The sequence below is a fragment of the Dehalococcoidia bacterium genome (genome assembly GCA_035310145.1).
In the GTDB taxonomy this organism is placed as follows: domain Bacteria; phylum Chloroflexota; class Dehalococcoidia; order CAUJGQ01; family CAUJGQ01; genus CALFMN01.
Map to the genome: position 1 here is coordinate 11,548 of DATGEL010000039.1, position 24,890 is coordinate 36,437.

Consider the following 24,890-nt stretch of genomic DNA (forward strand, 5'->3'; position numbering starts at 1 on the left):
ACAGCGAACGCACACGCTGGTTTCGTGCGGCGCCGACGGTTGGCCGCGCCGTTACTTGACGCCGAGGCTCTGCTCCACCTCCCCAATCGACTCGTCGACGATGCCGACGATCTCGTCGACCTCCTGCTTGTTGATGCAGAGCGGCGGCGCCAGGCTGATCATCGCCCCGGCCCGGCTCAGCAGGCCGCGCTTCTTCAGCGCATCGGTCATCTTCGTGTTCATGTCGTCGGCTTCGCCGAACTGCTCTTTCGTCTCGCGGTTCTTGACCAGCTCGACGGCGATCAACAGGCCGATGCCGCGCACCTCGCCGATCGAGGGGTGATACTCGCGCAGCCGGCGCAGCTCCTCCAGCATGTAGTCGCCCTGCAGGCGGGCGTTCTCCACCAGCCCCTCGCGTTCGATGATCTGGATGTTCGCCAGCGCCACGGCGCAGGAGACCGGATGCGTGCCGAAGGTGATGCCGCCGCTGAAGGCCATCGACTTCTCGCCCACGAAGGCGTCGGCCACCTCCTGCTTCGCCATCACCGCCGAGATCGGCAGGTAGCCGCTGGAGATGCCCTTCGCCACGGTCATCAGGTCGGGAATCACGGGCGTGTGCTCGATCGCGAACCACTTGCCGGTACGGCCGAAGCCGTTGATCACCTCGTCGGCGATCAGCAGGATGCCGTACTTGTCGCAGATCTCGCGCAGCGTCGGCCAGTACTCGGCCGGCGGGATGAAGTTGGCGTTGGCCGAGGAGATCGGCTCCGCCACGATCGCCGCCACCGTCTCCGGCTTCTCGAACTTGATCGTGTCCTCGATCGTGCGGGCGCAGAAGACGTCGCACTCGGGATACGTCTTCTCGTAGGGGCAGCGGTAGCAGTTGACGCCGGGAACTTGAATGGCGCCGGGCAAGAGCGGCTCAAACGGAGCGCGGTTGGCGTACTGGGCGCCGTTGATGCTCAGTGCGCCGGCGGTCATGCCGTGGTAGGAGCCGCGACGCGAGATGATCTTGTAGCGCTTCTTGTCGCCGCGGTTGTAGTGGTACTGCTTCGACATGCGGATCGCCGTCTCCACCGCCTCGGAGCCGGAGTTGGCGAAGTAGAACTTGGAGATCGAGCCCGGCGCCAGCTCGGCCAGCTTCGTCGCCAGGTCAACGCCCGGCCGCGTGGCGTAGGCGAAGGTGTTGATGTAGGCGAGCTTCTCCATCTGCTCGGCCGCGACGCGCGCCAGCTCCTTGCGCCCATGGCCCACGGCCACCACCCAGAGCCCCGACATCGCGTCGATGTACGAACGCCCCTTGATGTCCTTGAGGCGCACGCCCTCGCCCTCGGTCAGCACCATGAAGCCGTCGGGCTTGGCCAGGTCGTTGTACTGCTGCGTGTGGATCCAGAGGTGGTCCAGCCCGCGGCGGACGTAATCGTCGACCTCCGCTTCGTTGAACTGGCCGTTCTGCGCTGCCTGGGAAACGAGACTGTCGACCATGCCGTCTACTCCTTATGCCCAATACCCTACACTCGTTCGATCGGCGGCGTCTCAGGCGCTCGCCGGCAGCTCCTTCAGCGAGTCCAGCAGGATGCGGCCGCCGCTGATGTTGACGGCCTCCGCCAGCGCTCGACTATCCTGCAAGGCACGCTCCGGCCCCAGCCGCAGCACCGGCTCCAAATACGGCGTCAGCGCGTGGCTCAGGGCGATGCTGGCCGAGCGCGGCACCATGCTGGGAATGTTCGTCACGCAGTAGTGCAGCACGCCCTCCTCGACATAGATTGGGTCGGCGTGCGAGGTTGGGCGTGAGGTCTCGAAGCAGCCGCCCTGGTCGATGGCCACGTCGACGGCAACGGAGCGCGGCGGCATGCGCGCGATCTGGGCGCGGCTGACGACGTGCGGCGCCCGTGCGCCGGTGATGTAGACGCCGCCCACCAGCAGATCCGCGTCCGCCAGTTCGTCGGCCAGCCGGCCCGCCTCGGGCGTGAGCATGCCGGCCCGCGGATAGCGGGCGCGCAGCTCGTCGAGGCGGCGCGGGTTGGCGTCGACAAAGACGACGCGCACCCCCTCGCCGTAGGCCAGCCGGCCGCACTCCTCGCCCACGACGCCGCTGCCGACCACGACGACCTTGCCGGCGTGCTTGCCCTCGATGCCCGGCAGCAGCACACCGCGGCCGCCGCTCGTCGCCTCCAGATAGTGCTCGCCGATCTGCAGCGCCAGCGCCCCGGCGACGGCGCTCATCGGCCGCAGCACGGGATGCTGGCCGTCTTCGGCGATCGTCTCGTAGCCCAGCGCGGTGGCGCCGCAGTGGCGCAGCGGCCCGATCAGCGCGGGGAAGGCGGCGAGGTGCAGAAAGCTCAAGTAGAGCTGGCCGGGCCGCAGCAGCGCGATCTCCGGCAGCGTCGGCTCTTTGACCTTGATCACCACGTCGGCGGCGGCGAACAGCGCCTCCGGGGTAGGCGCAAGGCCGGCGCCGGCCGCGGTGAACTGCTCGTCGGGGAAGCCAGACTCGACGCCGGCGCCGGCCTGCACGAGGATCGTGGCGCCGGTCTCGCGCAGGCGGCGCACGTCATCGGGCGTGAGCGTGATGCGGCGCTCGGCGGGCTTGGTCTCTTTGAGCACTCCCAGCGTAACCACGCATCCCTCCGCGGGCCGCGATCGCCTCTGGCCTTCGGCTCTCTTCTCACCGCAGTATAGAGAGCAGGTGGCGGGAATACGTGCCATTATCGGCAATGTCTGGCCCGGATGGCTGCCGCTTCCGGCAATTGTTTCCCGATCGATAGCCGAAAGGGGCGGAGTGTGTCGAAAGCATTGAGCGGCGCCTCCCTGCCGCGCCGTCCGGATCTACGCGCGGCTGGCGCTCGACCGCGGCCGCAGCCACGCCTGCCAGGCCGGCCAGGCCTGCACCTGCGCGGCCAGCTCGGCATAGCCGCGGGCGCCGGGGTGGGCGCCGTCGTTCGCCTCTGCTTCGGGCAGCCAGTACGTTGCCGCCAGCAGCGCCTCGACCACCGGCAGATAGGGCACGCCGGCCGCAGCGCAGACCGGGGCGAGATCGCGCGAGAGGGCGCCGATGCGCTCGTTCTGCGCGGCGTCGGCCAGCGGCGTGGGTCCGACCATCAGCACCGGCCAGCGCCGGCAGGCGCCGGCGAGGATCGTGGCGGCGTTCGCCAGCGAGACGGCCGGCGCCACGCGGCGCCGGCCGTCTTCGATCGTCGTGTCGTTGGCGCCGAAGGAGAAGACCAGTCCCGCCGCTTCGCTCGCCGGCAGGCGGCGGGCGGTTTCCTCTTCCCAGCGGGCGCGGATGTCGGCGCTGGTATCGCGGCGAATGCCGAGGTTGTAGCAGGTGAGGTCGTGCCCCGCGCTGCGGGCGGCGACGCAGACGCGGCCGGTCCAGCCCAGGAACTCCGGATCGCCGGTGCCGTTGACGAACGAATCTCCAACGAAGCAGATGCGCATCCGCGTCCCCCCGGTTCGCCGGCGGGCTGCTGCCGCGCGGCGCACGGCCCACCGCCGGACACTGGCCGAAGCCCGGTTCTTTCGCTTCGTGAGACTCGCCGACTCTCCGATTTGCCCCTGTGCCGATTTACCCCATTGCCCCCAATTACCCCAGCTATCAAGGAGCGCCAAGGAGGCAGCCGATGACCGCCCTGGATCAGATCGATCTCCAGCTCCTGCGCCTGCTGCGCAAAGATGCCTCCGTCGGCCACGGCCAGCTCGCCGCCGAATTGTACCTCTCGCCGCGCACCGTGCGCTCCCGCATCCAGCGCCTGCGCGAGGCGGGCGTGATCCGCTTTACGGTCTGCATCAACCGCGAGAAGGCGGGCTTTCCGGCCGCGGCGGATGTCGTGGCGCAGGTAGAAGGGAACCGCGTGGCGCGCATCGCCGAGCAGATCGCGCAGTTCCCCGAAGTCGGCTACGTGGCGATCACCACGGGCAGCCACGACATCAGCATCCAGGTCTACGGGCAGTCGACGGACGAGATCCATCGCTTCGTGGTGGAGAAGCTGGCGCTGGTGCCCGGCGTGATCCGCACCAACACCTTCGTCCTCTTCAAAATCATCGAGGAGTGCTCATGGGCGCCGCCGCTGCTCGCCGAGGGCGGCGAGAAACGCAAGCGCGGCCGGCGGCCCTCACCCTCACCCCCGACCCCTCTCCCTCTCCCAATCCTGGGAGAAGGAGAGGGGCGATCCTGGGGGGAATAGTTCCGGGAGGGCGTCGGGTTAGGCGGGGCGCGGGGCGCACGCGGTGCGCCCCCACAAGCGGCCTCCTGCATCCCGCCTTCAGCCCGTTCCATCCGGTCAATCGATCTCCCCTTCCCCTAGCATTGGGGGCACGAGAGATGAACCGGGGGATGGGGGCCCGGTTTGCCAAACTAACGCGCCCGCGGATTGTCGGCGAAGATGCGCACGCCGCGGTGCGGCTCGCGGCCGCGGCTCACCGAGGTCAGGTTGAAGCGCTGCGCCAGCTCGTGCTGCTTGCGGCGGATATAGGACGGCTGCGGCGGCAGTTGCACCGACGGCTCGCCGTGCACGCGGATGTCGTTGATCGCATCCTCCGCCTCGCGCAGCGCCTCGAACTCCGGGTCGAACGCGCGCCGCACCGGCCGCTGCTGCGTGACCGAGAGCAGCATGCGCTCGATCTGCGAGACGGCGTTCGAGCGCAGCACCGAAAGCGGGATGTGCCGGTCTTCCGCGTCGCGCAGCGCCGGCGGCTTGCGGCGGAAGTAGCTGTTCAGCGTGAACACCGTGTCCGCCTCGTCCAGGCTGTCCACCACCTTCGCCGCCACGCGCGTCTCGCGGATCGCCTGCTCCAGGCGCGAGCGCGAGATGCCGAAGGGGTAGATGCGCGTGCTGTGCGGCGCCTCGTCCGGATCGGCCGGCGCGATCACTTCCTCCGCCGGCAGCGCCGCGCTGTCCTGCACCACGTAGGGCCCTGGTGTGGGCGCCGGTCGCGACGCCTGGCCGTAGCCGCCGTGCCGCCCGCCGCGGCGGAAGCGTCGGTCCGCGAAGGCACGGTTCTCGAACGGATTCAGCTCGGCCAGCTCGCCGCGCTCTTCGATCGCACTGCTGATCGAGCCGTCCGTCCGCATCTCGCGCAGCTCGGCGTTGACCGCGAAGCCGCGCAGCAGCGCATCCACCGTTTCCGCCACGTCCTGGTGCAGCGCCACGCGGTCCCAACTCTGGATTTCGACGATGATGTCAAAGGTCGGCGGCGCCTTGCGCTCGAGGATCGACTTCTGCGTGCCGCGGCGCCGTGCCTCCTCGTCGCCCAGCGTCACGGACTGAATGCCGCCGACGAGATCGGAGAGCGTCGGGTTCTGCATCAGGTTTTCCACCGCATTGCCGTGCGCCGTGCCCACGAGCTGCACGCCGCGTTCGGCGATCGTGCGCGCCGCCTGCGCCTCGAGTTCGGTGCCGATCTCGTCGATCACCACCACTTCGGGCATGTGGTTCTCGACTGCTTCGATCATCGTGGCGTGCTGGGCGCTGGGCGTGCGCACCTGCATGCGCCGCGCCGAGCCGATCGCCGGGTGGGGAATGTCGCCGTCGCCGGCGATCTCGTTGCTGGTGTCGACGATGATCACGCGCTTGTTGAGGTCGTCGGCCAGCACGCGCGCCGTCTCGCGCAGCATCGTGGTCTTGCCGACGCCCGGCCGCCCCAGCAGCAGGATGCTCTTGCCGCTCTGCACCAGGTCTTCGATCAGCTGGATCGTGCCGAACACGGCGCGGCCCACGCGGCAGGTGAGTCCGACCACGCGCCCAGCGCGGTTGCGAATGCAGGAGATGCGGTGCAACGTGCGCTCGATGCCGGCGCGGTTGTCGTCGCCGAAGTCGCCGATGCGCTCGATCACGAAGTCGAGGTCGGCGTGCGTGACCTCGACGCTGCCCAGCACCACCTCGCGGCCGGGGTAGCGGGCGCTGGGCAGGCGGCCGAGGTCCATCACGATTTCGAGCAGCTCGCGGTTGTCGTCGCGCTGCTTCAGCGGCGCGACGAGGTGCGGCGGCAGGGCGCCGAGCAGGGCATCCAGGTCGTCGGTGATCGTGCGTTCCATCTCAGATGTTCTCGTAATTTCTTGCGTGGGTTTCCCGAGCGCTGGTCGGGCTTCAACCGGTGGCGAGCGGCTGGTGCGCCGGTACGCGCACCGGCTTCGCCTCCTTGATCGGCGTCACCAGCCGCTTGACCAGCCCGTCGAACTCGGCCACGGGGGCGAAGCCCTGTTCGCGGTGCATCGCCAGCAGGTTTTCGGCGTAGCGCGGCACCAGGCTGTACAGCGGCCGGTGCCGGCCGAGCAGGCCCACCGCGTGCGCCAGCAGCGCCGGGCCGTGCGCCGCTCCGTCCGGGTGCAGCAGCAAGTCGATGCGGCCGACCTCGCCGTCGGGCACGGCGCGCAGCCAGGCGACGATGCGGCCGTCGGTCTCGGCCACCAGGTCATGATGGCCGCGGCCCTGGCTGCGCCGCTCCTGACCCGCGATCCACTCGGCGTAGGTCGCGGCCTCGTAGCGGCGCACGCTCTCCGGCGTGACGGCATTGTAGAGGCGGAAGAGGGCGAAGCCGTCGGCGCGGGCGCGCTTGCGCAGGCTCAGCCCCTGGTCGAGCGGCTGCTCCGATGCGGGCTCACTGAGCTGCAACAGCGTTTCGTGCACGTAGGGCATGAAACCCAGCGCCCGCGCCGCCTCCAGCGCGGCGCTGCCGGCTTCCAGGCGCAGAAAGACGCGCAGCGTACCGGCGCCCGCGGCAGCGGCAATCAGCTGATCGACCAGGGCATCAAGCGTGGGCTGGCGCTCGTCGCAGGCGATGATCAGGCAATCGACCTCCCAGGCAAGCCGGCTGCCGCGCGCCCGCGCCGAGATCAGGCCGCGGATGGTCAGCCCTTCGACACTGATCCAGGTGTGCCGGCCGGTGGCGAAGGAGAACCACTGCTCGAAGGCATTCTCGAGCAGGCGGGCGCCCGCGCGGCGGCCAAGCCGGTCCCAGGTATGCGCCTCGTTGGCGTAGACGCGGCCGTCGAAGGAGACGAGCGCGACGAGGTCGGTCGGGCGGACGGGCCGCGCGGTGGTCATCGTGCTGCCGAAGACATCCTCACTTTCCGCCGGGAGCGGGATGGGCGCTCTCGCGGACAATTTGCAGGAAGTAGCGATGGAAGCGGTCGTCGCCGGTCAGCTCCGGGTGAAACGAGGTGGCGAGCAGATGCTGCTGTCGCGCCGCTACGACGGTGCCGTCCTCCAGCCGCGCGATGACTTCGGCGCCTGGCCCGACCTCGTCGATGATCGGCGCGCGGATGAAGATCGCGTGATATGGCCGGCCGGCAAGCGCGGCGACGGAGAGGTCGATCTCGAAGCTGTCCTTCTGGCTGCCGAAGGCGTTGCGCTGCACGCCGATGTCCATGGCGGCGAGGTTCGGCCGGTCCAGCCCCGGCGCCCGCTCGGCGAGGATGATCGCGCCGGCGCAGGTGCCCCAGGTGGGGAAGCCGGCGTGCGTGAGCGCTCGGAGCGGCTCCAACAGGCCGTAGGCGTCGAGCAGGCGGGCGATCGTGGTGCTCTCGCCGCCGGGGATGATCAGGCCGTCGAGCCCGGCGAGATCGGCGGGCAGCCGCACCTCAATTGGCTCGGCGCCGCAGGCGCGCAGCGAGGCGGCGTGCTCGGCGAAGTCCCCTTGCAGCGCCAGCACGCCGATGCGCGGCAGTCGTGTTCCGTTCGTCGTCATTCTCTAACAATTGTACAGCATCGGCGGCCCGAAGCCCCGCCAGGCGAAGGCCGCGGCGCCCTGGGCGGGCGCCGCCGTGGCCTCGCGGAATTCGGTCAGCGGCGTGTCTATCGAGCCGGGGATCGCCGCGGGCTACCAGCCGCGGCCGGCGAGCTGCTGCTCGGGGGCGAGCGAGCGAGCGGACGTGCCGCGCATCGCCTCGCCCAGCCCGCGCGAGACTTCGGCCAGGATCTCCGGGTTGTTGTAGTGTGTCACGGCCTTGACGATCGCCTTCGCCCGCACCGCCGGATTGTCCGACTTGAAGATGCCGGAGCCGACGAAGACGCCCTCGGCGCCGAGCTGCATCATCAGCGCCGCGTCGGCCGGCGTGGCCACGCCGCCGGCGGAGAAGTTCACCACCGGCAGCCGGCCGATATCATGCACTTCCTTCACCAACTCGTAGGGCGCCTGCAGCTCCTTGGCCGCGGTGTAGATCTCATCCTCCGGCATGTTCTGGAGGCGGCGGATATCGTCCCAGAGGGCGCGCATGTGGCGCACAGCCTCGACGATGTCGCCCGTGCCCGCCTCGCCCTTGGTGCGAATCATCGCCGCGCCCTCGGCGATGCGGCGCAGCGCCTCGCCCAGATTGCGGCAGCCGCAGACGAAGGGCACGCGGAAGTCGTGCTTGTTGATGTGGTGCGCCTCGTCGGCCGGCGTCAGCACTTCGGACTCGTCGATATAGTCGATGCCGAGCGCTTCGAGCACCTGCGCCTCGACGAAGTGGCCGATGCGCGCCTTGGCCATCATGGGGATGGTCACGGCCTCTTTGATGCCGATGATCATGTCCGGGTCGCTCATGCGGGCCACGCCGCCGGCGGCGCGAATGTCGGCCGGCACGCGCTCCAGTGCCATCACCGCGCAGGCGCCGGCCTCCTCGGCGATCTTCGCCTGCTCCGGCGTCACCACGTCCATGATCACGCCGCCCTTGAGCATCTGCGCGAGGCCGCGCTTCAACAGCCAGGTGCCCTTCTCTACTGCCATCGTGCCTGCTCCCGTGCCCATTCTGTGCGGCCGAATCGCCGTATAGCCCTGTCATAAAGTCTATCGATGCCGAAGCACGGCCGCAAACGCGCGGCGCGGTCCAGTTGCGATCCAACCGGCCCGTTCCACACGCCGGCTCATCGCCGCGACCGCTTCCGAACATCGCGCCACCAGGCAGCTCACACCGGTGCGTCGCCGAAGGCGGGCATGACCTCACGCGCGAACAGCTCCAGCGAGCGCATCACGTTCTCGTGCGGCAGGCCGCCGAAGTTGACCTCGAAGATCAGGTAGTTCATGCCGTACGCCTCGGTCAGCATGCGGATCTTCGCGCGGCACTCCTCCGGCGTGCCGAGCACGGCGCGCGTCTCCTTCATCTGGTCGAAAGAGATCGTCTGGCGGTTCTCATAAAAGCCCTTCCAGTCCTGGTACGCCCGCGGGTCGCGGTAGGCGTGGCGGCGCTCGTCCACGGCCTTGCCGAACTGCTGAAAGCGCTTCATCGCCGGGTCGGCCACGGCGGCCACCTCCGCGGCCGATTCGGCGCAGTACATATGGTAGACGGCGAGCACCTCCTTCTGGGCGGGATCGTGGCCGTGCTCGCGCAGGCTGTCGCGGTAGATCGCCAGGCGCTCCTGCATGTCGGCGAAGTGCGTGTAGAAGAAGGGCGCGGTCTGGAGGTTGAAGCCGTGGCTGCCGGCCCAGCGAAACGAGTCGCGGGTCATCACCGCGGCCACCCAGATCGGCGGATGCGGCTGCTGCAATGGCCGCGGTGTCACCGTGTGGTGCTCGATCGCCGTCCAGCGGCCGCGATAGGAGAAGTCCTCTTCCGTCCAGGCCCGCCGAATGATCTCCAGGTTTTCGTCGAACCGCTCCTTGCTCTCGCTCATGTCGACGCGGCAGGTGTCGTAGTCGTACTTGTACAGGCCGCGGCCGGCGCCGAAGTCGAGCCGCCCCTTGCTCAGCACGTCGACCATGGCGTAGTCCTCGGCCAGGCGGATCGGGTCGTTCAGCGGCAGCAGGCTGACGGCGGTGCCGAGGCGGATGCGCCGTGTCTGCCGCGCGGCGGCCGCCAGGAAGACGGCCGGCGAGCCGAAGGCGAAGGCGGGGATATGGTGCTCCGCCAGCCAGGCGCCGTCATAGCCCAGTTCGTCGGCGCGGACGATCTCTTCGAGCATGCCGTCGTACCACTGCGCGTAGCTGCCCTGAAAGTCCGGGTGATAGTCGGCGATGTAGCACAGGCCAAACTTCATCACATCCCCCCGCGCCGGCGCATCGCTTCGCGGGCCGCCGTGGCCGCAGATGCGACACAGCGCCTGCCGCCGGCTCGGTCCCCGCGGCGGGGATCCGGCGCCGTCCATCGTACTCTTCGGCGACGCACCCAGACGCGGGCACACCGGCGCCACGGCAGCTTCGGAGCCGTCGCGGCGGGGACAGCCGCGATCGAGGGTAGGCAGGAGCGGGGCAGGGGCGCGGCACGCGGCTAGGGCGGGCCGCTGCCCTGCTTGTCGCCGCCGCAGCCGTCCGCGCCGGCGTCGGTGTAGATGCCGGCGCGCAGGCCGCGGGCGTGAATGGAGTCGGTGAGGAAGCGCATGCCGTGCGGCCACTGGCGCGCGGGCGGCACGATCGCGCCTTGCGCGTCGCGTACGCCGTCCCACCAGCCGCCGTCCAGCCGGACGTACTGGTAGCCGGCGGCGAAAAAGCCACGTTCCACCATCGCATCGCTGACGTGCAGGATGAACTCTTCGTACATCGGCGTGCCGCCGTAGTAGGTGTTCCAGCCCATGTACGGCCTGAGCGCGAGGCCGGTATCCAGCGCCCGCGCCCGCTGCGTGCCCATGAGCAGCGCTGCGGCGCATGCCGCGAACAGCGTGAGCGCCGGCCAGATCGTGCCCTGTCGCCTCACCTGCTGCTTCTCCCGTATCCGCGTCCACGCCGATCGAGAGCTGCGGAGACGGCCGCCCGCACAGGCGCCGGCACACGCGCCCTCGCACACGGCGCTGCGCGCCGCCCTGGCGAGAGGCTAGCCCGCGCGATCGCGGCCGGCATCCACAAATCGTGCATTCTGCGCCGGCGCAAGCAGCCGCCGGCATGCACGATTTGTGTACGGTCACCGCGTGACTGCGGCCGCTTCCGCCCGGCGCTGCGAGCGCGGCGTCTTTGCCTTGCGCCCCGGACTACGGCAGCAACCGGCGAATCGGATTGGGCCGCGGCAGAAACGGCTGGTGGCGTTCGACCGCACCCGCGCTCGCCCGGCGGCCGTGTTGGTCGCGGAAGGCTCCCGGCGTTGAGCCGCGCGCTGTTCTCCAGTGGCGGGCGGCTACCAGGCGGCGTGCAGCAGCGCCAGCATGCGCGCGCTGTAGTCCGCCGGGCGCTCGCCGGGGTTGGCGTTGAAGTTCTTGAGCGTGTCCTGGGCGAGCTGGGGCAGATCGGCCTCGGGAATCTGCAGCTCGCGCACGCGGCTCGGCATGCCGGCCTTCGCCAGCAGGGCCTCAAGCGCCGCCGCGGCCGCCTCTATCGCCGCCGCCGCCGACATGCCCTCGCGCCAAACGCCGAGGCCGGCGGCGATCGCCTGGGCCGGAGCGGCAGGCGGCGCCAGGCGGCGCAGGCAGGTCGGCCATACCGCCGCCGTCGCCTCGCCCTGGCCGACGTGGTGGTAGCGGATGTGCAGCGCCGTGGCCAGCGCGTAGCTGGCGCTGGCGGCCGCGTCGCGCCCGCGGCCGGCGTCGTCGTCGGCGGCGCGGTTTTGTAAGAGCGCGGCGGCGCAGAGGTCGATGCGCAGTTGCACGTTCTCCGGCTCGTGCGGCAGGCGGCCGAGCGCGGCGTGCGCCAGGGCAAAGGCCTGGCGCTGGTCGCCCGCCGCCAGCGGGTTCGCGTCGCTCGCACCCAGCGCCGTCAGCGAGCCGAGGAAGGTGGTGGTGGCCGTGGAGCGCAGCAGCGCAAGCGGCGCCGTGAGCAGGGCGCCATGGTCCCAGACGATCGCGGCCGGCCGCGTCTTCGGGTCGAAGAACTCCATGCGGTGGTCGAGCGCGTCGTTCTTCAGCGCCGAGCCGGCGCGGTTCATGGCGCTGGTCGGCGTGGTGGGCACGTTGATGATCGGCGGCTTCGGCGCCCGCAGGCGCGGGCTGTAGGCCGGCTTGCCTTCAGGATACTGGGTCATCAGTGCGTACGGGTCGCCCTGCTCCGCCAGCAGGATGGCGACGACGCGCGAGCCGTGGATCACGCTGCCGCCGCCCACGGCGATCAGCAGATCGGCCCCGGCCGCCCGCGCTTCTTCTGTGCCGCGCTGGATCGCGGGGAAGGTCGCGTCCTTGTCCATCCCGTCGTAGACGCCGGCGAAGGCGCCGCCGCAGGCCGCGCGGATGCGCGGCACCAGGTCCGTTTTGCCGGCGACGGTCTTGCCACAGAGCACGAACGCCCGGCGCGCCCCGGCGCGGCGCAGCTCGTCGCCGATGCTGGTGATCGCTTCGGCGCCGCAGTAGAGCCGCCACGGATACCCCTGGGCGCGGAAAGCAGCGGCCGTCTGCGGCATCGGCATAGTCGTGCTCCTGTGCGCGGGCCGTCTCAGCGGGCGATGCCGTAAGCGATCGCCTTCATCGCCGGGTCTTCGGACACGTCCAGCCGCTCTTTGACACGGCGGATGAGCTGGCCGGTGGCCGTCTCGCCCCAGAACCAGCGGGCGAAGGCCTCGCCGGTGGTCTGCGGCTGCTGCAGCAGCCGCGCCTCGAAGTACATGGCCTTCAAATCGTCGGCGCAGTAGCGGATGAAGAGCGGCAGCGGCACGCCCTCCGGCCGCTCGCGCATATCCGCCTCGTCGCCCGCGGCGACTGCTTCAAGGAAGCGGATCACGCCACGGAAGCGCTGCGGCGGGATGCGCGTGAGGCCGACGGCGGTGTGGCCCTCGCGCTGCAGCCACTGCTCGTGGTAGCGGCGCAGGCGCGTGGTCTCCGCGGCCGCGTCTTCGGCGGCTGGCGCGGTTTCGACCTGCGAGGCCTGCAGCGGCGCCGCCGGACCTGCCGCCGCGGCCTCGTCCGGGAAGTCGCGCAGCACGGGGCAGCCGCGCTCGGCGAAGAGGTCGAGCGCGGCGCCCAGCACACGATGCTGCAGATCGGGGTCGTTCGGCCGGCCGAAGGGGTGGCCGAAGGGGAAGGGCACGAACAGGGCGCGCGGCGGCTGCACCTGCGCGGTATGCTCGCGCACCAGGCTGATCGAGGTGGTGGGCAGGCCGGCGGCTTCGAGCACGCGGGCGATCACACCGACGGTGTGCGTGCAGAACGGTCAGGTGGGGGTAAGCAGCACGGCGTCGGCGCCGTCCTCGCGCAGCCGCCGCGCCACTTCCGGCGCCGTCTCGGAGACGATGCGGCTCACGTCGCGCTGGGCGCCCATGAACGAGTAGCAGTTAGGCGCGAGGCCGCCCAGCTCGCCGCGCTGCACCAACTCGCGCAGCCGGTCGATCGGGAAGACGACGTTCCAGTCCTGCTGCGTGGCGGTGCGGTCGAAGCCGATGCTCTGGTGGCTTTGCAGTACGTCCGCCTGCGTCGCCGTCGAGGGGATGACGCGGAACGAGGGATCGCCCGGACCGAAGGGCCGGGCGTCGCGCAGGTGGATGCCGATCGTGGTGACGATCGCGATCCGGCTCTGCGCCAGTGGCTTGGCCGGCGGCGTACAGGGCGAGGTCTCGTTGACCTGCACGGGCAGCGCCAGGATCGTGTTGCGGGCGATCTGCGAGAGGCAGTCGAGGCGTGGCATGGGCGCGTCCTTGTGGCAGCGCGCGGAGCGGCGGGCTTGCCGTAGCCGCCGGCGTCGGGCGCGGCTACGCCGGGCTTGCGGCCCGCGATTTCGGCGGCATGGCGGCTAGCCGGCTCAGCAGCTCGGCCTCGCTCTGGTCGAGGTCGATCGGGTCGCCGTGCGGCTGCGGGTAGTCCTTGCCGGTGGGCCAGTAGATCTCGACGCGGTTGCCTTCCGGGTCGCGGAAGTAGCAGCCGAAGGCGATGCCGTGGTTCACGACGCGGTCCACGGGATAGCCGCGCGCCTTGATCTGCTGCCAGAACTGGCGCAGCTCGGCAAGCGAGCCGACGGTGAACGAGATCTGCTGCACCTCGCTCTTGCGCTCCGGCGCCCTCATCAGCGCCAGCTCGTGGTGCTCTTCGTGCGGCCGGGCGCTGAGGAAGACGATCCAGTCGCCGTCGCCGCGGTCGGTCACCTGCATACCGAGGAAGTTGTGGTAGAAGTCGATCATCACGGCGGGGTCCTGCACGAACAGCCCCACGTGCCCCAGACCGGTGACGTTCGGCATCTGTCTGCCTCCTGCTGACCGCCCGCGGCACGTGGCGCGGGCCGTTTCGAGCCTACCACGCCGCGAGGTGTTCGCAAGCGCCGGCCGTGAGCAGCCCGACACGCGACGGCCGCCCACGCAGAACCGCCCCGGCCAGCCTGGGCCGGGGCGGCTCTGCGGCGGGAGTGCGGCGGGCAGGTTAGCGCACGATGTCGAAGTCCACCGAGGCCTGGGTGCCGTAGTCGGTCTCGAACACCGCCGTCCAGGCGCCGTAGGTGCCGTCGGGGAAGGCATCGATCGGCGTGAAGCCGGCCTGGAACTCGCCATAACTGTTGACGAAGACGCGGTTGCTGCCGTCGTAGCTGGAGATCCAGTCGTAGCTGCTGCCGTCCGGCGCCTCGAAGTGCACGTACAGTGCCGAGTTGGGCATCCAGCCGGCGCCGGAGATCACGAAGTGGTGGTAGGGCGTGCCGGCAGTGGTATCGATGTCGATGAAGCCGCGGGCGCTGGCGCCGCGCTGGCCTAGCATGCCGATCGCCAGGCTGCAGACCGCTGCGAGGAATGCGACTGCGAACAGTTTGCGCATAGGTGGATCCTCCCTGTGTTCACGGCCGGGTACGGGCCGTTGTGTTCGTCGTTGCCGCTGCGCTGTCGCGGCGGTGACCTCAGCGTAGCCGCGGGTGGATTCACGCCGGCATGAGCGCGCCGACGCGGGCCGTGTGAACTGCGCCACACTGCCGCTCAAATTCCGGCGACGCCGCGCGCAACGATCGGCCATTCCGGCGCCGCTTGCGCGACGCTCGGATCCGCGGCGGCATCGACACGGCCGCAGTGCCGGCCCGTGCTATACTCGCTGAGCAGAGCCGGGCGCAATGACCTCTCCCCGCTGGGAGAGGTCATTTTGTTGTGTTCAAGCGGAGGGGAAGGCGGTCATGGCGAAGATCAGCCTTGCGGCCCAGCTGGCAACCATCGAACAGCTCTGGTCGCCGCATACCGTGGCCACGTTGAACGACTGCGAGGTCAAGCTGGCAAAAGTCCGCGGGGAGTTCCTCTGGCATACACACACGCAGACCGATGAGCTGTTCCTGGTCTTGGGCGGTGCGCTAACCATTCGCCTGCGCGATCACGAGATCGCGCTCAGCGCCGGTGAGCTGTTTGTGGTGCCGCGCGGCGTGGAGCATCAGCCGTTCGCGGCGGCGGAAGCGCAGGTCTTGCTATTGGAGCCGCGCGGCACGGTGAACACCGGCGATTAAAGGGGTGCGCGTCGGCAGAGACGGTAGCGGGCTCGCGCCGGCGCTCAGAGACGCAGGCTAACGGCTACGGGAAGGCCGGGGAACGTCCTGCGCCGGCAGCGAAGGCAAGCGGCCGAGCCGCGTGAGCGGACGCGGGCGGCTGCGCGGCCAGGGGGCTCGCCTGGTACTGCGCCTCCTCTGCCCGCGCGAAGGCGAGCACGTCGTCCAGTTTCGTCGAACCGGGCGGGCCGGACATGTTTACCCCGAACAGCAGCGGCCCGTGCGTCCACTCGAGCGACAGGTTTTCGGTCACGCGGCCGGAGGGGCTGTCGTAGCCGGTGCGGAAGGCGAGCGTGAAGTCGCCCAGCATGAGCGGCGAATCGAGGTAGGTAATCGCCTCGCCTTTCGCCAGGATAATGTCCTGCCCGTCCACGATGGCGCTCGCCGGATCGGCATCGTACGCGGTGTCGATCGTGATTTGCGCCGGCGACGTGGCGGCGTCAAACGATTGGTTCGTCTCGATCAGCCGCTTCCACTGCCCGTCGACACGCTGGAGGATATCCGGCGTATCCAGGTTGCGCGCTACGAGGTTCGCAACCGAGGTAACACCGCGGTCGGGAGGCTCGTAGCCCGCGGGCGCTTGCCCTGCGGGAAGATCGAGCGCCACGAGCTGCTGGAGCGCGGCGGCACGCTCCGCTTCGCTCGCGGGCGGCGGCACGGTGGGCGAAGCGAAGTCCGGCGGCGGCACTGCGGTTTCCCGGCGCCCGATCTGCAGCGCCAGCGCGGCAACCTGCTCCGGCGTGATCTTCGTGGGATCGAGGCTGACGTCGAATTCAAAGCCGATCCGGCCCTGCTGCCAGCGCACCAGGTAGTACGCCGACCTGCCGAACAGGCCGAGAGCCATCTTGCCGCGCCAGGTCATCGTCGCATCGCCCAGCTTCAGCCCCAGGTCGACGGCGTCGACGCCGGCGCCGCCCGAGTTCGGCGAATAGGCGGCGCCGCGGACGAACTCGCGCGCGGCATCGGCGTCACGCATCAGATACAGCAGCAGCGCGTCCGGCGAGAGCGGCGCCAGCAGATCGGCAGCGGAGAGCGGCTGCTGAAGCAAGACGATCAGGCCGGCGCTCGTGTTCTGTTGGAAGGCGGAGAGGGGATCGGCGCGATCGAAGCCGAAGGTCACCGCCGTGGCCGCCGAGACGCTCCCCGGCGTGTAGTCGGCGGCGAGATCGACGCGGGTGAGCAGGTACGGCGCCAGGCGGGTGACCGCCTCCTCCGGCGAGAGCGCGACGGCCCCGCCCTGCGCCGAGAGCCTGTCTGGGCGGCCGGCAAACGGCAGCGTGGCGAGCAGCATTGCCAGCAGCAGAGCGGCGCGCCTGCCCGCGCGGCGCGAGCGCCAAAACCGGACGAGAGGGGGGGCGCCGGCCGCTCGCTGGCCGCTTACCTGCATGACCGCGCTCCTTCCGGCGGGTGAAGGTTGCGCGATTGTTCCCCCGCGGCGCGGCATCTGTCAACCGGGCCAGAGCCGAGGATCGCCCCGCTCGCCCATACATAGATGCCTGGAGATCCACCAGTGGCGACAAGCGTGTGGGAGAAAGGGGCGGGGGAGTGCAGGCCCACGCCGCGCCTCAGCTCTTCAGCTTCTTCACCTCTTCGATCAGCGGCGGCATCACCTGCTTGTAGTCGGCGACCACGGCGAAGCGCGCCACCTTGACCATATTGGCGTCCGGGTCCTTGTTGATCGCCACGATGTTCTTCGAGCCGGACATACCCGCCATGTGCTGGCTGGCGCCGGAGATCGCCACGGCGATGTAGAGGTCCGGGCTCACCGTCGTGCCCGTGAGGCCAACCTGCTTCGAGGGCGGATACCAGCCCAGGTCGCAGGCGGCGCGGCTGGCGCCCGCGGCGCCGCCCAGCACGGCCGCAAGCTGCTCGATCACCTGGAAGCCGTCCGGCGAGCCCAGGCCGCGCCCGCCGCTGACGACGACATCGGCGTCCTCCAGCCGCACGCCCTCGGCCTTCGCCTTCTCCTGGCCCAGCACCTTCGTGCGCACGTTCTGGCCGGAAACAGCCACGTTCACGACCTCGGCCGCGCGGCCGGCCGCCGGCTCCAGCGGCTCCTGCGACTTCGCCTTGATCGTGGCGACCACCGGCAGCTTCACGGGCGAGAGCACGGCGCGCGCGTTGCCGCCGTAGGCGGCGCGGGTCAGGTGCGGCACGCCGCCCTCCACGCTGACCTCGACCGTGTCCATCGAGACGCCGGTATCGAGGCGGAAGGCCAGGCGCGGCGCCAGGTCGCGGCCGATGCTCGACTGCGCCAGCAGCACCAGCGCCGGGTTCGCCTGCCTGACGATGCCCTCGACCACCGGCAGCCAGGCGTCGTTCTGATAGGGCGCCAGGCCCGCGTCGTCGGCCACGTAGACCGTGTCCGCGCCGAGCGGGCCGGTTTCGCCGGCATGGCCGGAGACGCCGCTGCCCAGCAGCGCCACCGCGACCTTGCCGCCCAGGCCGCCCTCGACCAGCCGGTGCGCCAGGCCGAGCATCTCGGCCGTCGTGCCGGAGACGGCGCCCTCATGAATCTCCCCGACGACCAGCACCCCGTTTTCGTTCGCCATCTGTCGTTGTTCCTCGTCGAATTCTGCGTTGCGCATGGCCCGTTGGCCGCGGCGCTAGATCAGCTTCGCCTCGCGCAGCTTGCGCGCCAGGTTCACGGCCTGCTCGGCCGGCGTGTCGCCCTCGATGATCTCGACCTTCGAGTCGTTCACGGGCACGAATAGCTTCTCCAGCTTCAGGCGCGGCTGCAGATCGGCGGCGCCGAGGCCCAGGTCCGCCGGCGTGTAGGTCGTGACCTGTTTGCGGGCGGCCATCATGATCTGGCGCAGCTGCGGGTAGCGCGGGTCGCCCAGCTCGTTGCTGACCGTGACCACCGCCGGCAGCGAGCTTTCCACCGTCTCAAAGCCGTCCTGCAATACCCGCTCGACCTTGACGCCGCCGTTCGTCGCCGTCACGCTCTTGGTCACGGTGAGCGCGGGCAGGCCGAGGATCTCGGCGATGCCGGAGGGCACGACGCCCTGGTCCCAGTCCGCCGCCTGGCGGCCGGTGATGATCAGCTGATAGTCGCCGATCTTCTGGATCGCCGCGGCCAGCACCTTCGCGGTGACGAACGCGTCGGCGTCCTCGAGCGCGGGGTCGGAGACGAGCACGCCCTCATCGGCGCCCATCGCCAGGCCGTGCTTGATCGCGTCGCGGGCGCTGGCCTGGCCCATCGAAAGCACGGTGATCTTGCCTTCGCCCTGCACGTCCTTGATGCGCAGCGCCGCCTCCACCGCCTGCGCGTCGAAGGGGCTGATCACCGGCGCCACGCCCTGCGCGGGCACGACCTTGTTGGTCGCGGCGTCCACCTTGAACGCCGCGGCCGGTGTCTCGGGGTCGGGTACCTGCTTGACGCATACGATGATGTTCACGAGTCAGGTCCTCCTGAGTGCTTCCTCGCAGTGTGGAGACCGTCGCCCATGCCGCGGCGGCCCGGCGCGCAAACGGCGGCAGGCGATGGAAGCGGATTACTTCCATAATCATCGCCCGCCGCCCGCTTAGACGCCATCCGCGGCCGCTGCACGCTACCTGGCGCCGTACGACCAGTCCGGCTGCTTGTGCACGTAGTTCTCGTCGAAGCGGAAGCCGCCTTCCGGCAGATAGGCGGTCATCTTGGGGATCGCGATCTCGTGGCGCAGGGCGCAGCGGCGCTCCAGGTGCGCCTGGAACTCTTCGGGAAAGGCCGCCAGCATCGCGGCCGTGACGATCGCCTCCTCCGAGGCGAGGAAGCAGCGGGCGGCGTTCGTCACCCAGGTCGAGGCCGCGTGGATCTCGTCGAGATCGTGCGCCTCGGCCTCGCCGGCCAGCAGCCGCTCCAGCCGCTCGGTGATCCAGCGCGAGCCGGTCTTGCACGGCGGGCACTGGTTGCACGACTCGACGTAGAGGAAGCGCGAGAAGGCGTAGAGCACCTGCACCATGCAGGCGCTGTCGTCGTAGGCCACGAAGCCGCCCGAGCCGAGGCCCGAGCCCGCGGCGCGCATGCTGTCGAACGAGAGCGGCGTATCCCACTGTGGCGGCGTCAGCACCGCGCCGGCGCCGGGCAGCACCGCCTTGAGCCGGCGGCCGGGCGCTGGCCCGCCGGCCAGCTCGAACAGCAGGTAGCCCAGCGTCTGCCCCAGCGGCAGCTCGACGATCTGCGGGCGCTGCACGTCGCCCGAGATCGTGAAGATCATCGTGCCCGGCGTGTCGGCGCTGCCGATGCCGCGGAACCAGTCCGCGCCGTTGCGCAGGATCTGCGTCACGTGCGCCAGCGTCTCCACGTTGTTCACCACCGTCGGGTGGGCGAGCGTGTCGCTCGGGCCGCCGTACGCGCCGCTGAACAGGCCGTGCAGGCGCGGCGGGAAGACCCGCGGTAACGGCAACCCGCCCTCGATCACCTCCAGCAGCGCCTTCTCCTCACCGAAGAGGTATTCATCCGGGCCGAGCACCAGCTCGATCGCTCCGACCAGCGTCGTGCGCTCGCGCAGCTCGGCAAGCGCCCGCTCCAGCGCCGCCACTTCCGGCTCGAACTGCCGCTTGGTGCAGAGGTAGGCCGTGCGCGCGCTCAGTGCGAAGCGCGCGATCGCCAGCCCTTCGATCACCTGGTACGGATTCATGCGCAGCAGGTAGCGGTCCTTGAACGTGCCCGGCTCGCCCTCGGCGCCGTTGGCACAGACGTAGCGCGTCGTCGCCGGATCGTTGTGCACGCCCGCCCACTTCGTCGCCGTCGGGAAGCCGGCGCCGCCGCGGCCGCGCAGGCCGGCTCGCCGCAGCTCCGCGATCACGGCGTCGGGGCCGAGCTGCTGCGCCCGTGCGAAGGCCGCGCCGCCGCCGCGGGCAAGGTAGGCATCGAGCGACTCGACGGGCGTGCTGTCCGGCAGCAGGATGCGGGTCAGGGGTTGAACGGCCATGGCGAAACGTCCTCACACTTCAGCCGGCACTGCGGAACGGTCGCGCAGTTCAGGATATGGCCGGCGGATGGAAAGCCGGCTCATCCTCAGGTGGAGGCGCGCGCCGCCGGCAGAATGAGCGTCACCGGCGCGATGCCGGCCCGCACGACCTCGGCCGCCACGCTGCGCCGCGTGAAGCCGGCCCAGCCGGTGCGGCCGTGGGTCGACATCACGATCAGGTCGGGGTGCTCTGCGCGCGCGGCTTCGAGGATGCCGGCCGCGGGATCGTTGGCGAGCTGGATGCGGCGGCGCACCAAGATCCCGGTCAGCTTCGCGCTCGCAGCGGCCAGGACGCGCTCGAGCGCCTGATCTTCGTCGCGGGCCTGTCCCCTGGTCTCGGGGTCGGGGCCAACACAGAGCAGCACAACTTCGGCGTGCAGCCCGCTCGCCAGCCAGCGCGCCACGGGCACCGCGGCGGCCGCCGTCTCAGATCCGTCAACGGGAACCATGATCGTGGTCATGCTGTCATCCTTGCCGTCGCCGATCGCGCTGCCGGTGCCGCCCGGACCGCGCGGAAGCTCCACCAGATACTCGCCGCCGCCGGGGTTCAGCTCGCCGGAGCCGACCGGCCTCGCGCGGCGCCGCCTCGCCTCCGAGGCGCGCCGCTGGCGTTCCAGATTGGTACGCACGTCGTCCGATCGGGGTGAGCGTGGGGCGTCTGGTTGATCAGGCATCGCATGACCTCAGGGCTATGCGCGAGCGAGGCATTGGTATCGTCGCGAGATATACAGTGCGCCGGACGGCCAGCCCCGGCAAGCGGGCTAAGGCGGACTGCGCTGTCTGGATCTGCCCGACAGACAGACGGAGGGCCCATCGGCATATCATGTCGCGATTGGATATCGGCGGATTGGGTCACCGATCGAGGAGTGTGTTGCCATGTCAGAGCGTGTGCCGGCCTACGTACGCGAGCACGGGCCGCTTGAGCTGCCGGTGCGTGTGCTGCGTTTCGGCAACGAGATCGCCCGGCTGCGGAAGGAGCCCGGCTGGCAAAAGAGCAACCGCCTGGCCCGGACACTGGCCAAAGAAGGCGGCCTCTCGGTCGTTCTGTCGCTGATGAAGGCGGGCGCGATCGTGCAGGAGCACCACGCCGAAGGACCGGTGACGCTGCAGTGCCTGGAGGGACGGATGCGGCTGCACACCGCGGGCCACCCGATCGACCTCCTGTCGGGCGAGATGGTCGTGCTCGACGGGAAGTTGCCGCACCGCCACGAGGCGCTCACGGATTGCGCTGTGCTGCTGCTCGTCTCGCGGGCCGCTGAGAGCACGACGCCCGCCTGACCGGACCGGTCCCGCCGGGTGCGTGCACGATCGTGCGGCATGTACGAGGAAGGTGCGATGACGCCCCGTGCAGCTTCACCGACGCCCGCGGTCACGACCATGCGGCCCAGCGTCGCGGGCGGACGCGGCGCCGGGCCGTACCGCCTGTTCGACGAGCCCGGCTACGAACTGCCGGACGGCCCGACGCACCAGCCGGGCGTGATGCCCGGCCGGCACCACGAACCGTTGCGCACGCCCTTCGGCGATGCCGGCGTGCCGGGCACCGGCCGCGAGCGCAACGTGACCGACCTCGATCTGCACCGCAACCGTCATCGCACCGGGCGCCGTCGCTGAAACGGATGGCAGCCTGCGAAGCGGCGAGCGCTGCCTTCTGACCGAAAACGGCGTCGCACTCGCCGTGCTCTCGCCGGCGCCGAAGCCCACGCCAGCGCGCGGGCGTGGCCGGCGGCGCAAACGCGATGATGAGCACGCCTCACAAGACGCCATCCTGTCGATCATCGGAATGTTCAAGGATCCTGAAGGGCCAACTGACGTTTCGGCTAACAAGCACAAGTACCTGGCCGAGGCCTACATGCCGAAAACCACATGAACCCACGTGGAGAGCCACATCCACGGCGGGTGTTCGTCGATAGCTCAGCCTACTATGCCGTATCAGCGGAACGCGACGCGAACCACCGCACCGCCCAGGCGATGCTCACATCGCTCGTTCGCCGCAACGCCACCATGTTTACCACGCGCTATATTCTCGCCGAGGCCCATGCGTTGGTCATCAATCGCCTCCGCAATACTCGTGGCGGCGCCGATCTGCTCCGCCGCATCGAGGCGAGTGCCAACACCACCATCGTTCCTGTCACCGACAGTGACGAGGCGCGGGCTCGGGTGATCATCGAACGATACGACGATCACCTCTTCACCCTGACCGACGCGATCAACTTCGCCGTCATGGAGCGGCCGGGGTTGACCTACGCGTTTTCCTTCGACAGCGACTTCGCCGCGTTCGGCTTCACGGCGCTCGCGTTCGATTTGCTGCGCTGAAGGGCGCCGGCCCTCAGTCGCCCGCCGCCGGCTCTTTGACCGCGACCTCGAGCAGCTCCGAGATCTCCATCGCCTTGAGGCGGCCGCTCTCTTCCGGCTGCACGGCGGGGATCGCGTCCTCGAACATCTGGATGCAGAAGGGGCAGGCCACGGCCACCACGTCGGCGCCGGTGGCGATCGCCTCTTCCGCCCGCACCTGGTTGACGCGCCGGCCCTTGTGTTCTTCAAGCCAGATCATGCCGCCGCCCGCGCCGCAGCAGTAGCCCTGCTGCCGGTTGCGCGGCATCTCCACCAGCTCCAGCTCCGGAATCGCTTCGAGGACCTGACGCGGCGCCTCGTAAACGCCGTTGTGGCGGCCGAGATAGCAGGAATCGTGGAAGGTGACGCGCTGGCCGAAGGCGTTCTTCGGCTTCAGCTTGCCCTGCGCGATCAGCTCTTGCAGGAACTGCGAGTGGTGTGTGACCTCGAGCTGCACGCCGTAGTCCGGGTACTCGTTCCTGAACGTGTTGAAGCAGTGCGGACAGTGCGTGATCACTTTCTTGACGTTCAGCGCCTTGAACAGCTCGCCGTTGGCCTGCACCTGCATCTGGAACAAGAACTCGTTGCCCAGCCGCCGCGCCGGGTCGCCGTTGCAGGTCTCCTGTGCGCCGAGCACGCCGAAGTCCACGCCCGCGTCCATGAGCAGACGGATGATCGCCTGCGTGATCGGCACGTTGCGATCCACCAGCGCGCCGGTGCAGCCGACCCAGTAGAGATACTCCTGCTCACCCGTATACTCGGGCACCTGCATGTTCTCCATCCAGGTCGTGCGCTGGAGCTGCGTGCCGCGCCAGGGGTGGCCGCGCTGCTCGATGTTCTGCAAGGCGGCCTGCGCCGTGGCGGGAATCGAGCCCCGGTCCATGACGAGATGGCGGCGGAAATCGACGATCGTGGGCACGTGCTCGATGAAGACGGGGCAGGCCTCCATGCAGGCACCGCAGGTGCGGCAGGCCCAGAGCTGCTCCTCGGCGATCGTCTCGCCGACCAGCGCCCTCGCCGGTTCCGGCGGCTTCTGGCCGTGCTCCAGCGCACCGGCGATGCCCGGCCCGAACTCGCTCATGTAGTTGCGCAGGTTCTGCACGATCGACATGGGCGAGAGCGGTTGCCCGGCGATATGCGAAGGACAGTTGTCCGAACAGCGCCCGCAACGCACGCAGACGTCCGTCTCGAAGAGCTGCTTCCAGCTCAGGTCTTGCAGCTTGGCCGCGCCGAAGGTCGCGTCCTCGGCCAGCTCAGCGTTCTCGTCCAGCAGGTTGGCCGGGTAGCTGAGCCGGCCGTACGGCTGCAGCGTCTTGAAGAAGCCGTTCGTCGGCGCCAAGAAGATGTGGCCGAGCTTGGTCCAGGCGATCAGCCCCAGCCACAAGAAGGCCGCGGGCATGTGCGTCCACCAGGAGAGCCGGTGCAGGTTCTCCTCCAGGTCGACGCTGGCGCCGAGCCCGTTCATGATCTTGCCCACGGCCCAGCCGGCCGGCGCCCAGTGCGACCAGGCGCCATGGCCGTTGCGCAGCTCCGTGGCGCCGATGCGGAAGCCCTGCTGCAGGATGCCGGTGAGCAGGATGAAGCCGAGCAGGCCGAGGATCGCCTGGTCCTCCGGGCGCATATCCCACTGCAGGCGCGGCTTCTTGGAGAGGTAGCGCCGCCAGAAGGCCATGCCCACGCCGAGCAGGCCGATCAGGCCGAAGAGGTCGCCGAACAGCTTGTAGCCGAGGTAGAACTGCCCGCGCAGGAACGACTCGCCGGAGATCGGCACCCAGATCTCGTGATCGATCAGGATCAGGTTGGTGACGATGAACAGGGCGACGATGCTGGAGTAGATGCAGGTGTGGAAGACGGCGGCGTAGGGGTCGCGCAGCACGCGCTGCGAGGAGGCGCCGCGGGCGAAGGCGTTTCTCAGCCGGCGGGCGATCGCGTTGGTGCGCAGGTCTTTGCGGCCGATGCGGTAGAGGCGGATGCGCCGGTAGGGCACGTAGAGCAGCACGGAGACGAGCGCGGCCAGGAAGAGGTAGATCACCCAGCCGCCGACGATGTTCCATTCGAAGATGCGGTGCGGCGTGTTCTCGGCGACGCCGTCGTTCTTGACCGCGGCGGCGACCGCCGTGCCGCCCGCCAGCAACGCGATCACCGCGCCCGCGGCCAGCCCGTTGAGGCGCAGCCCACGCTGCTCACGTTCCGGCGTGGCCGGCGACGGCGAACGCTCGTCTGCCTGTCTCGGTTCATCAGCCATGATCACGCTCGCGTGGCCTCACCCCCTGGCCCCCTCTCCAGGGCTTTCCATCGCGCGGAGCGCGATCTCGGATGGAGAGGGGGAAGCTGCGGAGGGTCCTTTGAGGG

Annotated in this window: 25 protein-coding genes; 5 read left to right on the plus strand and 20 right to left on the minus strand. The window is 69.8% G+C overall.

Features of this window, described 5'->3' with window-relative positions; translation table 11 throughout:
- Positions 1-51: 51 nt before the first annotated feature.
- The 3 genes from VKV26_07070 to VKV26_07080 form a co-directional block, all read right to left on the minus strand.
- On the minus strand, positions 52-1,464 hold the full coding sequence (locus VKV26_07070; protein ID HLZ69658.1) for an aspartate aminotransferase family protein: 1,413 nt from the start codon (positions 1,462-1,464) through the stop codon (positions 52-54).
- 51 nt (positions 1,465-1,515) lie between these two features.
- The gene (locus VKV26_07075) at positions 1,516-2,601 is read right to left on the minus strand and encodes an alanine dehydrogenase (GenBank protein ID HLZ69659.1); all 1,086 of its coding nucleotides are present in this window, start codon (positions 2,599-2,601) and stop codon (positions 1,516-1,518) included.
- Between the two features lie 207 nt (positions 2,602-2,808).
- Complete coding sequence (locus VKV26_07080; protein HLZ69660.1) at positions 2,809-3,420, minus strand: GDSL-type esterase/lipase family protein; 612 nt, start codon at positions 3,418-3,420, stop codon at positions 2,809-2,811.
- Between the two features lie 182 nt (positions 3,421-3,602).
- On the opposite strand from VKV26_07080, the gene VKV26_07085 reads away from it, so the two are divergent.
- Positions 3,603-4,166, plus strand: coding sequence for an Lrp/AsnC family transcriptional regulator (locus tag VKV26_07085; protein ID HLZ69661.1), 564 nt, complete (start codon positions 3,603-3,605; stop codon positions 4,164-4,166).
- Between the two features lie 170 nt (positions 4,167-4,336).
- On the opposite strand, the gene VKV26_07090 is transcribed toward VKV26_07085, so the two are convergent.
- The 11 genes from VKV26_07090 to VKV26_07140 form a co-directional block, all read right to left on the minus strand.
- Entirely contained in the window at positions 4,337-6,016 is a 1,680-nt protein-coding gene (locus VKV26_07090) for a R3H domain-containing nucleic acid-binding protein (GenBank protein ID HLZ69662.1), read from the minus strand.
- A 52-nt stretch (positions 6,017-6,068) separates the two neighbouring features.
- The gene (locus tag VKV26_07095) at positions 6,069-7,025 is read right to left on the minus strand and encodes a hypothetical protein (protein ID HLZ69663.1); all 957 of its coding nucleotides are present in this window, start codon (positions 7,023-7,025) and stop codon (positions 6,069-6,071) included.
- A 19-nt stretch (positions 7,026-7,044) separates the two neighbouring features.
- Positions 7,045-7,668, minus strand: a complete 624-nt coding sequence (gene pdxT, locus VKV26_07100; protein ID HLZ69664.1) for a pyridoxal 5'-phosphate synthase glutaminase subunit PdxT — start codon at positions 7,666-7,668, stop codon at positions 7,045-7,047.
- A 132-nt stretch (positions 7,669-7,800) separates the two neighbouring features.
- Positions 7,801-8,688: a pyridoxal 5'-phosphate synthase lyase subunit PdxS gene (gene pdxS, locus VKV26_07105; GenBank protein HLZ69665.1), complete on the minus strand. Its 888-nt coding sequence runs from the start codon at positions 8,686-8,688 to the stop codon at positions 7,801-7,803.
- A 179-nt stretch (positions 8,689-8,867) separates the two neighbouring features.
- Entirely contained in the window at positions 8,868-9,935 is a 1,068-nt protein-coding gene (locus VKV26_07110; GenBank protein ID HLZ69666.1) for an LLM class flavin-dependent oxidoreductase, read from the minus strand.
- A 230-nt stretch (positions 9,936-10,165) separates the two neighbouring features.
- A complete protein-coding gene (locus tag VKV26_07115) occupies positions 10,166-10,588 on the minus strand; it encodes a hypothetical protein (protein HLZ69667.1) in 423 nt (140 codons plus the stop codon).
- A gap of 414 nt (positions 10,589-11,002) precedes the next feature.
- A complete protein-coding gene (locus VKV26_07120) occupies positions 11,003-12,220 on the minus strand; it encodes an iron-containing alcohol dehydrogenase (GenBank protein ID HLZ69668.1) in 1,218 nt (405 codons plus the stop codon).
- Between the two features lie 26 nt (positions 12,221-12,246).
- Positions 12,247-12,924 carry a hypothetical protein gene (locus VKV26_07125; GenBank protein HLZ69669.1) on the minus strand — a complete coding sequence of 226 codons (678 nt, stop codon included), beginning with the start codon at positions 12,922-12,924 and terminating at the stop codon, positions 12,247-12,249.
- A 36-nt stretch (positions 12,925-12,960) separates the two neighbouring features.
- The gene (locus VKV26_07130; GenBank protein ID HLZ69670.1) at positions 12,961-13,431 is read right to left on the minus strand and encodes a glycine/sarcosine/betaine reductase selenoprotein B family protein; all 471 of its coding nucleotides are present in this window, start codon (positions 13,429-13,431) and stop codon (positions 12,961-12,963) included.
- A gap of 64 nt (positions 13,432-13,495) precedes the next feature.
- Positions 13,496-13,978 carry a VOC family protein gene (locus VKV26_07135; GenBank protein ID HLZ69671.1) on the minus strand — a complete coding sequence of 161 codons (483 nt, stop codon included), beginning with the start codon at positions 13,976-13,978 and terminating at the stop codon, positions 13,496-13,498.
- A gap of 178 nt (positions 13,979-14,156) precedes the next feature.
- A complete protein-coding gene (locus tag VKV26_07140) occupies positions 14,157-14,789 on the minus strand; it encodes an acyl-CoA dehydrogenase family protein (protein ID HLZ69672.1) in 633 nt (210 codons plus the stop codon).
- 100 nt (positions 14,790-14,889) lie between these two features.
- Between VKV26_07140 and VKV26_07145 the strand changes: the two genes are divergently transcribed.
- A complete protein-coding gene (locus VKV26_07145) occupies positions 14,890-15,210 on the plus strand; it encodes a cupin domain-containing protein (GenBank protein HLZ69673.1) in 321 nt (106 codons plus the stop codon).
- Positions 15,211-15,274: 64 nt separating this feature from the next.
- Here VKV26_07145 and VKV26_07150 read toward each other — a convergent pair whose 3' ends face one another.
- From VKV26_07150 to VKV26_07170, 5 genes are all read right to left on the minus strand, one after another.
- Entirely contained in the window at positions 15,275-16,636 is a 1,362-nt protein-coding gene (locus tag VKV26_07150) for a hypothetical protein (protein ID HLZ69674.1), read from the minus strand.
- Positions 16,637-16,814: 178 nt separating this feature from the next.
- Positions 16,815-17,801 carry an electron transfer flavoprotein subunit alpha/FixB family protein gene (locus tag VKV26_07155; protein HLZ69675.1) on the minus strand — a complete coding sequence of 329 codons (987 nt, stop codon included), beginning with the start codon at positions 17,799-17,801 and terminating at the stop codon, positions 16,815-16,817.
- A 54-nt stretch (positions 17,802-17,855) separates the two neighbouring features.
- Positions 17,856-18,650, minus strand: a complete 795-nt coding sequence (locus VKV26_07160) for an electron transfer flavoprotein subunit beta/FixA family protein (protein HLZ69676.1) — start codon at positions 18,648-18,650, stop codon at positions 17,856-17,858.
- Positions 18,651-18,803: 153 nt separating this feature from the next.
- Positions 18,804-20,168 carry an NADH-ubiquinone oxidoreductase-F iron-sulfur binding region domain-containing protein gene (locus tag VKV26_07165; GenBank protein HLZ69677.1) on the minus strand — a complete coding sequence of 455 codons (1,365 nt, stop codon included), beginning with the start codon at positions 20,166-20,168 and terminating at the stop codon, positions 18,804-18,806.
- An 86-nt stretch (positions 20,169-20,254) separates the two neighbouring features.
- The gene (locus VKV26_07170; GenBank protein HLZ69678.1) at positions 20,255-20,881 is read right to left on the minus strand and encodes a universal stress protein; all 627 of its coding nucleotides are present in this window, start codon (positions 20,879-20,881) and stop codon (positions 20,255-20,257) included.
- Positions 20,882-21,083: 202 nt separating this feature from the next.
- On the opposite strand from VKV26_07170, the gene VKV26_07175 reads away from it, so the two are divergent.
- The 3 genes from VKV26_07175 (at position 21,084) to VKV26_07185 (ending at position 22,520) form a co-directional block, all read left to right on the plus strand.
- Complete coding sequence (locus VKV26_07175; GenBank protein ID HLZ69679.1) at positions 21,084-21,485, plus strand: cupin domain-containing protein; 402 nt, start codon at positions 21,084-21,086, stop codon at positions 21,483-21,485.
- 57 nt (positions 21,486-21,542) lie between these two features.
- Positions 21,543-21,818, plus strand: coding sequence for a hypothetical protein (locus VKV26_07180; GenBank protein HLZ69680.1), 276 nt, complete (start codon positions 21,543-21,545; stop codon positions 21,816-21,818).
- Positions 21,819-22,103: 285 nt separating this feature from the next.
- The gene (locus VKV26_07185) at positions 22,104-22,520 is read left to right on the plus strand and encodes a PIN domain-containing protein (protein HLZ69681.1); all 417 of its coding nucleotides are present in this window, start codon (positions 22,104-22,106) and stop codon (positions 22,518-22,520) included.
- 13 nt (positions 22,521-22,533) lie between these two features.
- Here VKV26_07185 and VKV26_07190 read toward each other — a convergent pair whose 3' ends face one another.
- Positions 22,534-24,783 carry a (Fe-S)-binding protein gene (locus VKV26_07190; GenBank protein ID HLZ69682.1) on the minus strand — a complete coding sequence of 750 codons (2,250 nt, stop codon included), beginning with the start codon at positions 24,781-24,783 and terminating at the stop codon, positions 22,534-22,536.
- Between the last annotated feature and the right edge of the window lie 107 nt (positions 24,784-24,890).

What these genes read in the sequence shown, in the direction of transcription:
- VKV26_07070 (HLZ69658.1), bottom strand. Translation starts at nt 1,464, where the DNA reads ATGGTCGACAGTCTCGTTTCCCAGGCAGCGCAGAACGGCCAGTTCAAC.
- VKV26_07080 (HLZ69660.1), bottom strand. Translation starts at nt 3,420, where the DNA reads ATGCGCATCTGCTTCGTTGGAGATTCGTTCGTCAACGGCACCGGCGAT.
- VKV26_07085 (HLZ69661.1), top strand. Translation starts at nt 3,603, where the DNA reads ATGACCGCCCTGGATCAGATCGATCTCCAGCTCCTGCGCCTGCTGCGC.
- VKV26_07090 (HLZ69662.1), bottom strand. Translation starts at nt 6,016, where the DNA reads ATGGAACGCACGATCACCGACGACCTGGATGCCCTGCTCGGCGCCCTG.
- VKV26_07095 (HLZ69663.1), bottom strand. Translation starts at nt 7,025, where the DNA reads ATGACCACCGCGCGGCCCGTCCGCCCGACCGACCTCGTCGCGCTCGTC.
- pdxT (HLZ69664.1), bottom strand. Translation starts at nt 7,668, where the DNA reads ATGACGACGAACGGAACACGACTGCCGCGCATCGGCGTGCTGGCGCTG.
- pdxS (HLZ69665.1), bottom strand. Translation starts at nt 8,688, where the DNA reads ATGGCAGTAGAGAAGGGCACCTGGCTGTTGAAGCGCGGCCTCGCGCAG.
- VKV26_07110 (HLZ69666.1), bottom strand. Translation starts at nt 9,935, where the DNA reads ATGAAGTTTGGCCTGTGCTACATCGCCGACTATCACCCGGACTTTCAG.
- VKV26_07120 (HLZ69668.1), bottom strand. Translation starts at nt 12,220, where the DNA reads ATGCCGATGCCGCAGACGGCCGCTGCTTTCCGCGCCCAGGGGTATCCG.
- VKV26_07130 (HLZ69670.1), bottom strand. Translation starts at nt 13,431, where the DNA reads ATGCCACGCCTCGACTGCCTCTCGCAGATCGCCCGCAACACGATCCTG.
- VKV26_07135 (HLZ69671.1), bottom strand. Translation starts at nt 13,978, where the DNA reads ATGCCGAACGTCACCGGTCTGGGGCACGTGGGGCTGTTCGTGCAGGAC.
- VKV26_07145 (HLZ69673.1), top strand. Translation starts at nt 14,890, where the DNA reads ATGGCGAAGATCAGCCTTGCGGCCCAGCTGGCAACCATCGAACAGCTC.
- VKV26_07150 (HLZ69674.1), bottom strand. Translation starts at nt 16,636, where the DNA reads ATGCAGGTAAGCGGCCAGCGAGCGGCCGGCGCCCCCCCTCTCGTCCGG.
- VKV26_07155 (HLZ69675.1), bottom strand. Translation starts at nt 17,801, where the DNA reads ATGGCGAACGAAAACGGGGTGCTGGTCGTCGGGGAGATTCATGAGGGC.
- VKV26_07165 (HLZ69677.1), bottom strand. Translation starts at nt 20,168, where the DNA reads ATGGCCGTTCAACCCCTGACCCGCATCCTGCTGCCGGACAGCACGCCC.
- VKV26_07170 (HLZ69678.1), bottom strand. Translation starts at nt 20,881, where the DNA reads ATGCCTGATCAACCAGACGCCCCACGCTCACCCCGATCGGACGACGTG.
- VKV26_07175 (HLZ69679.1), top strand. Translation starts at nt 21,084, where the DNA reads ATGTCAGAGCGTGTGCCGGCCTACGTACGCGAGCACGGGCCGCTTGAG.
- VKV26_07180 (HLZ69680.1), top strand. Translation starts at nt 21,543, where the DNA reads ATGACGCCCCGTGCAGCTTCACCGACGCCCGCGGTCACGACCATGCGG.
- VKV26_07190 (HLZ69682.1), bottom strand. Translation starts at nt 24,783, where the DNA reads ATGGCTGATGAACCGAGACAGGCAGACGAGCGTTCGCCGTCGCCGGCC.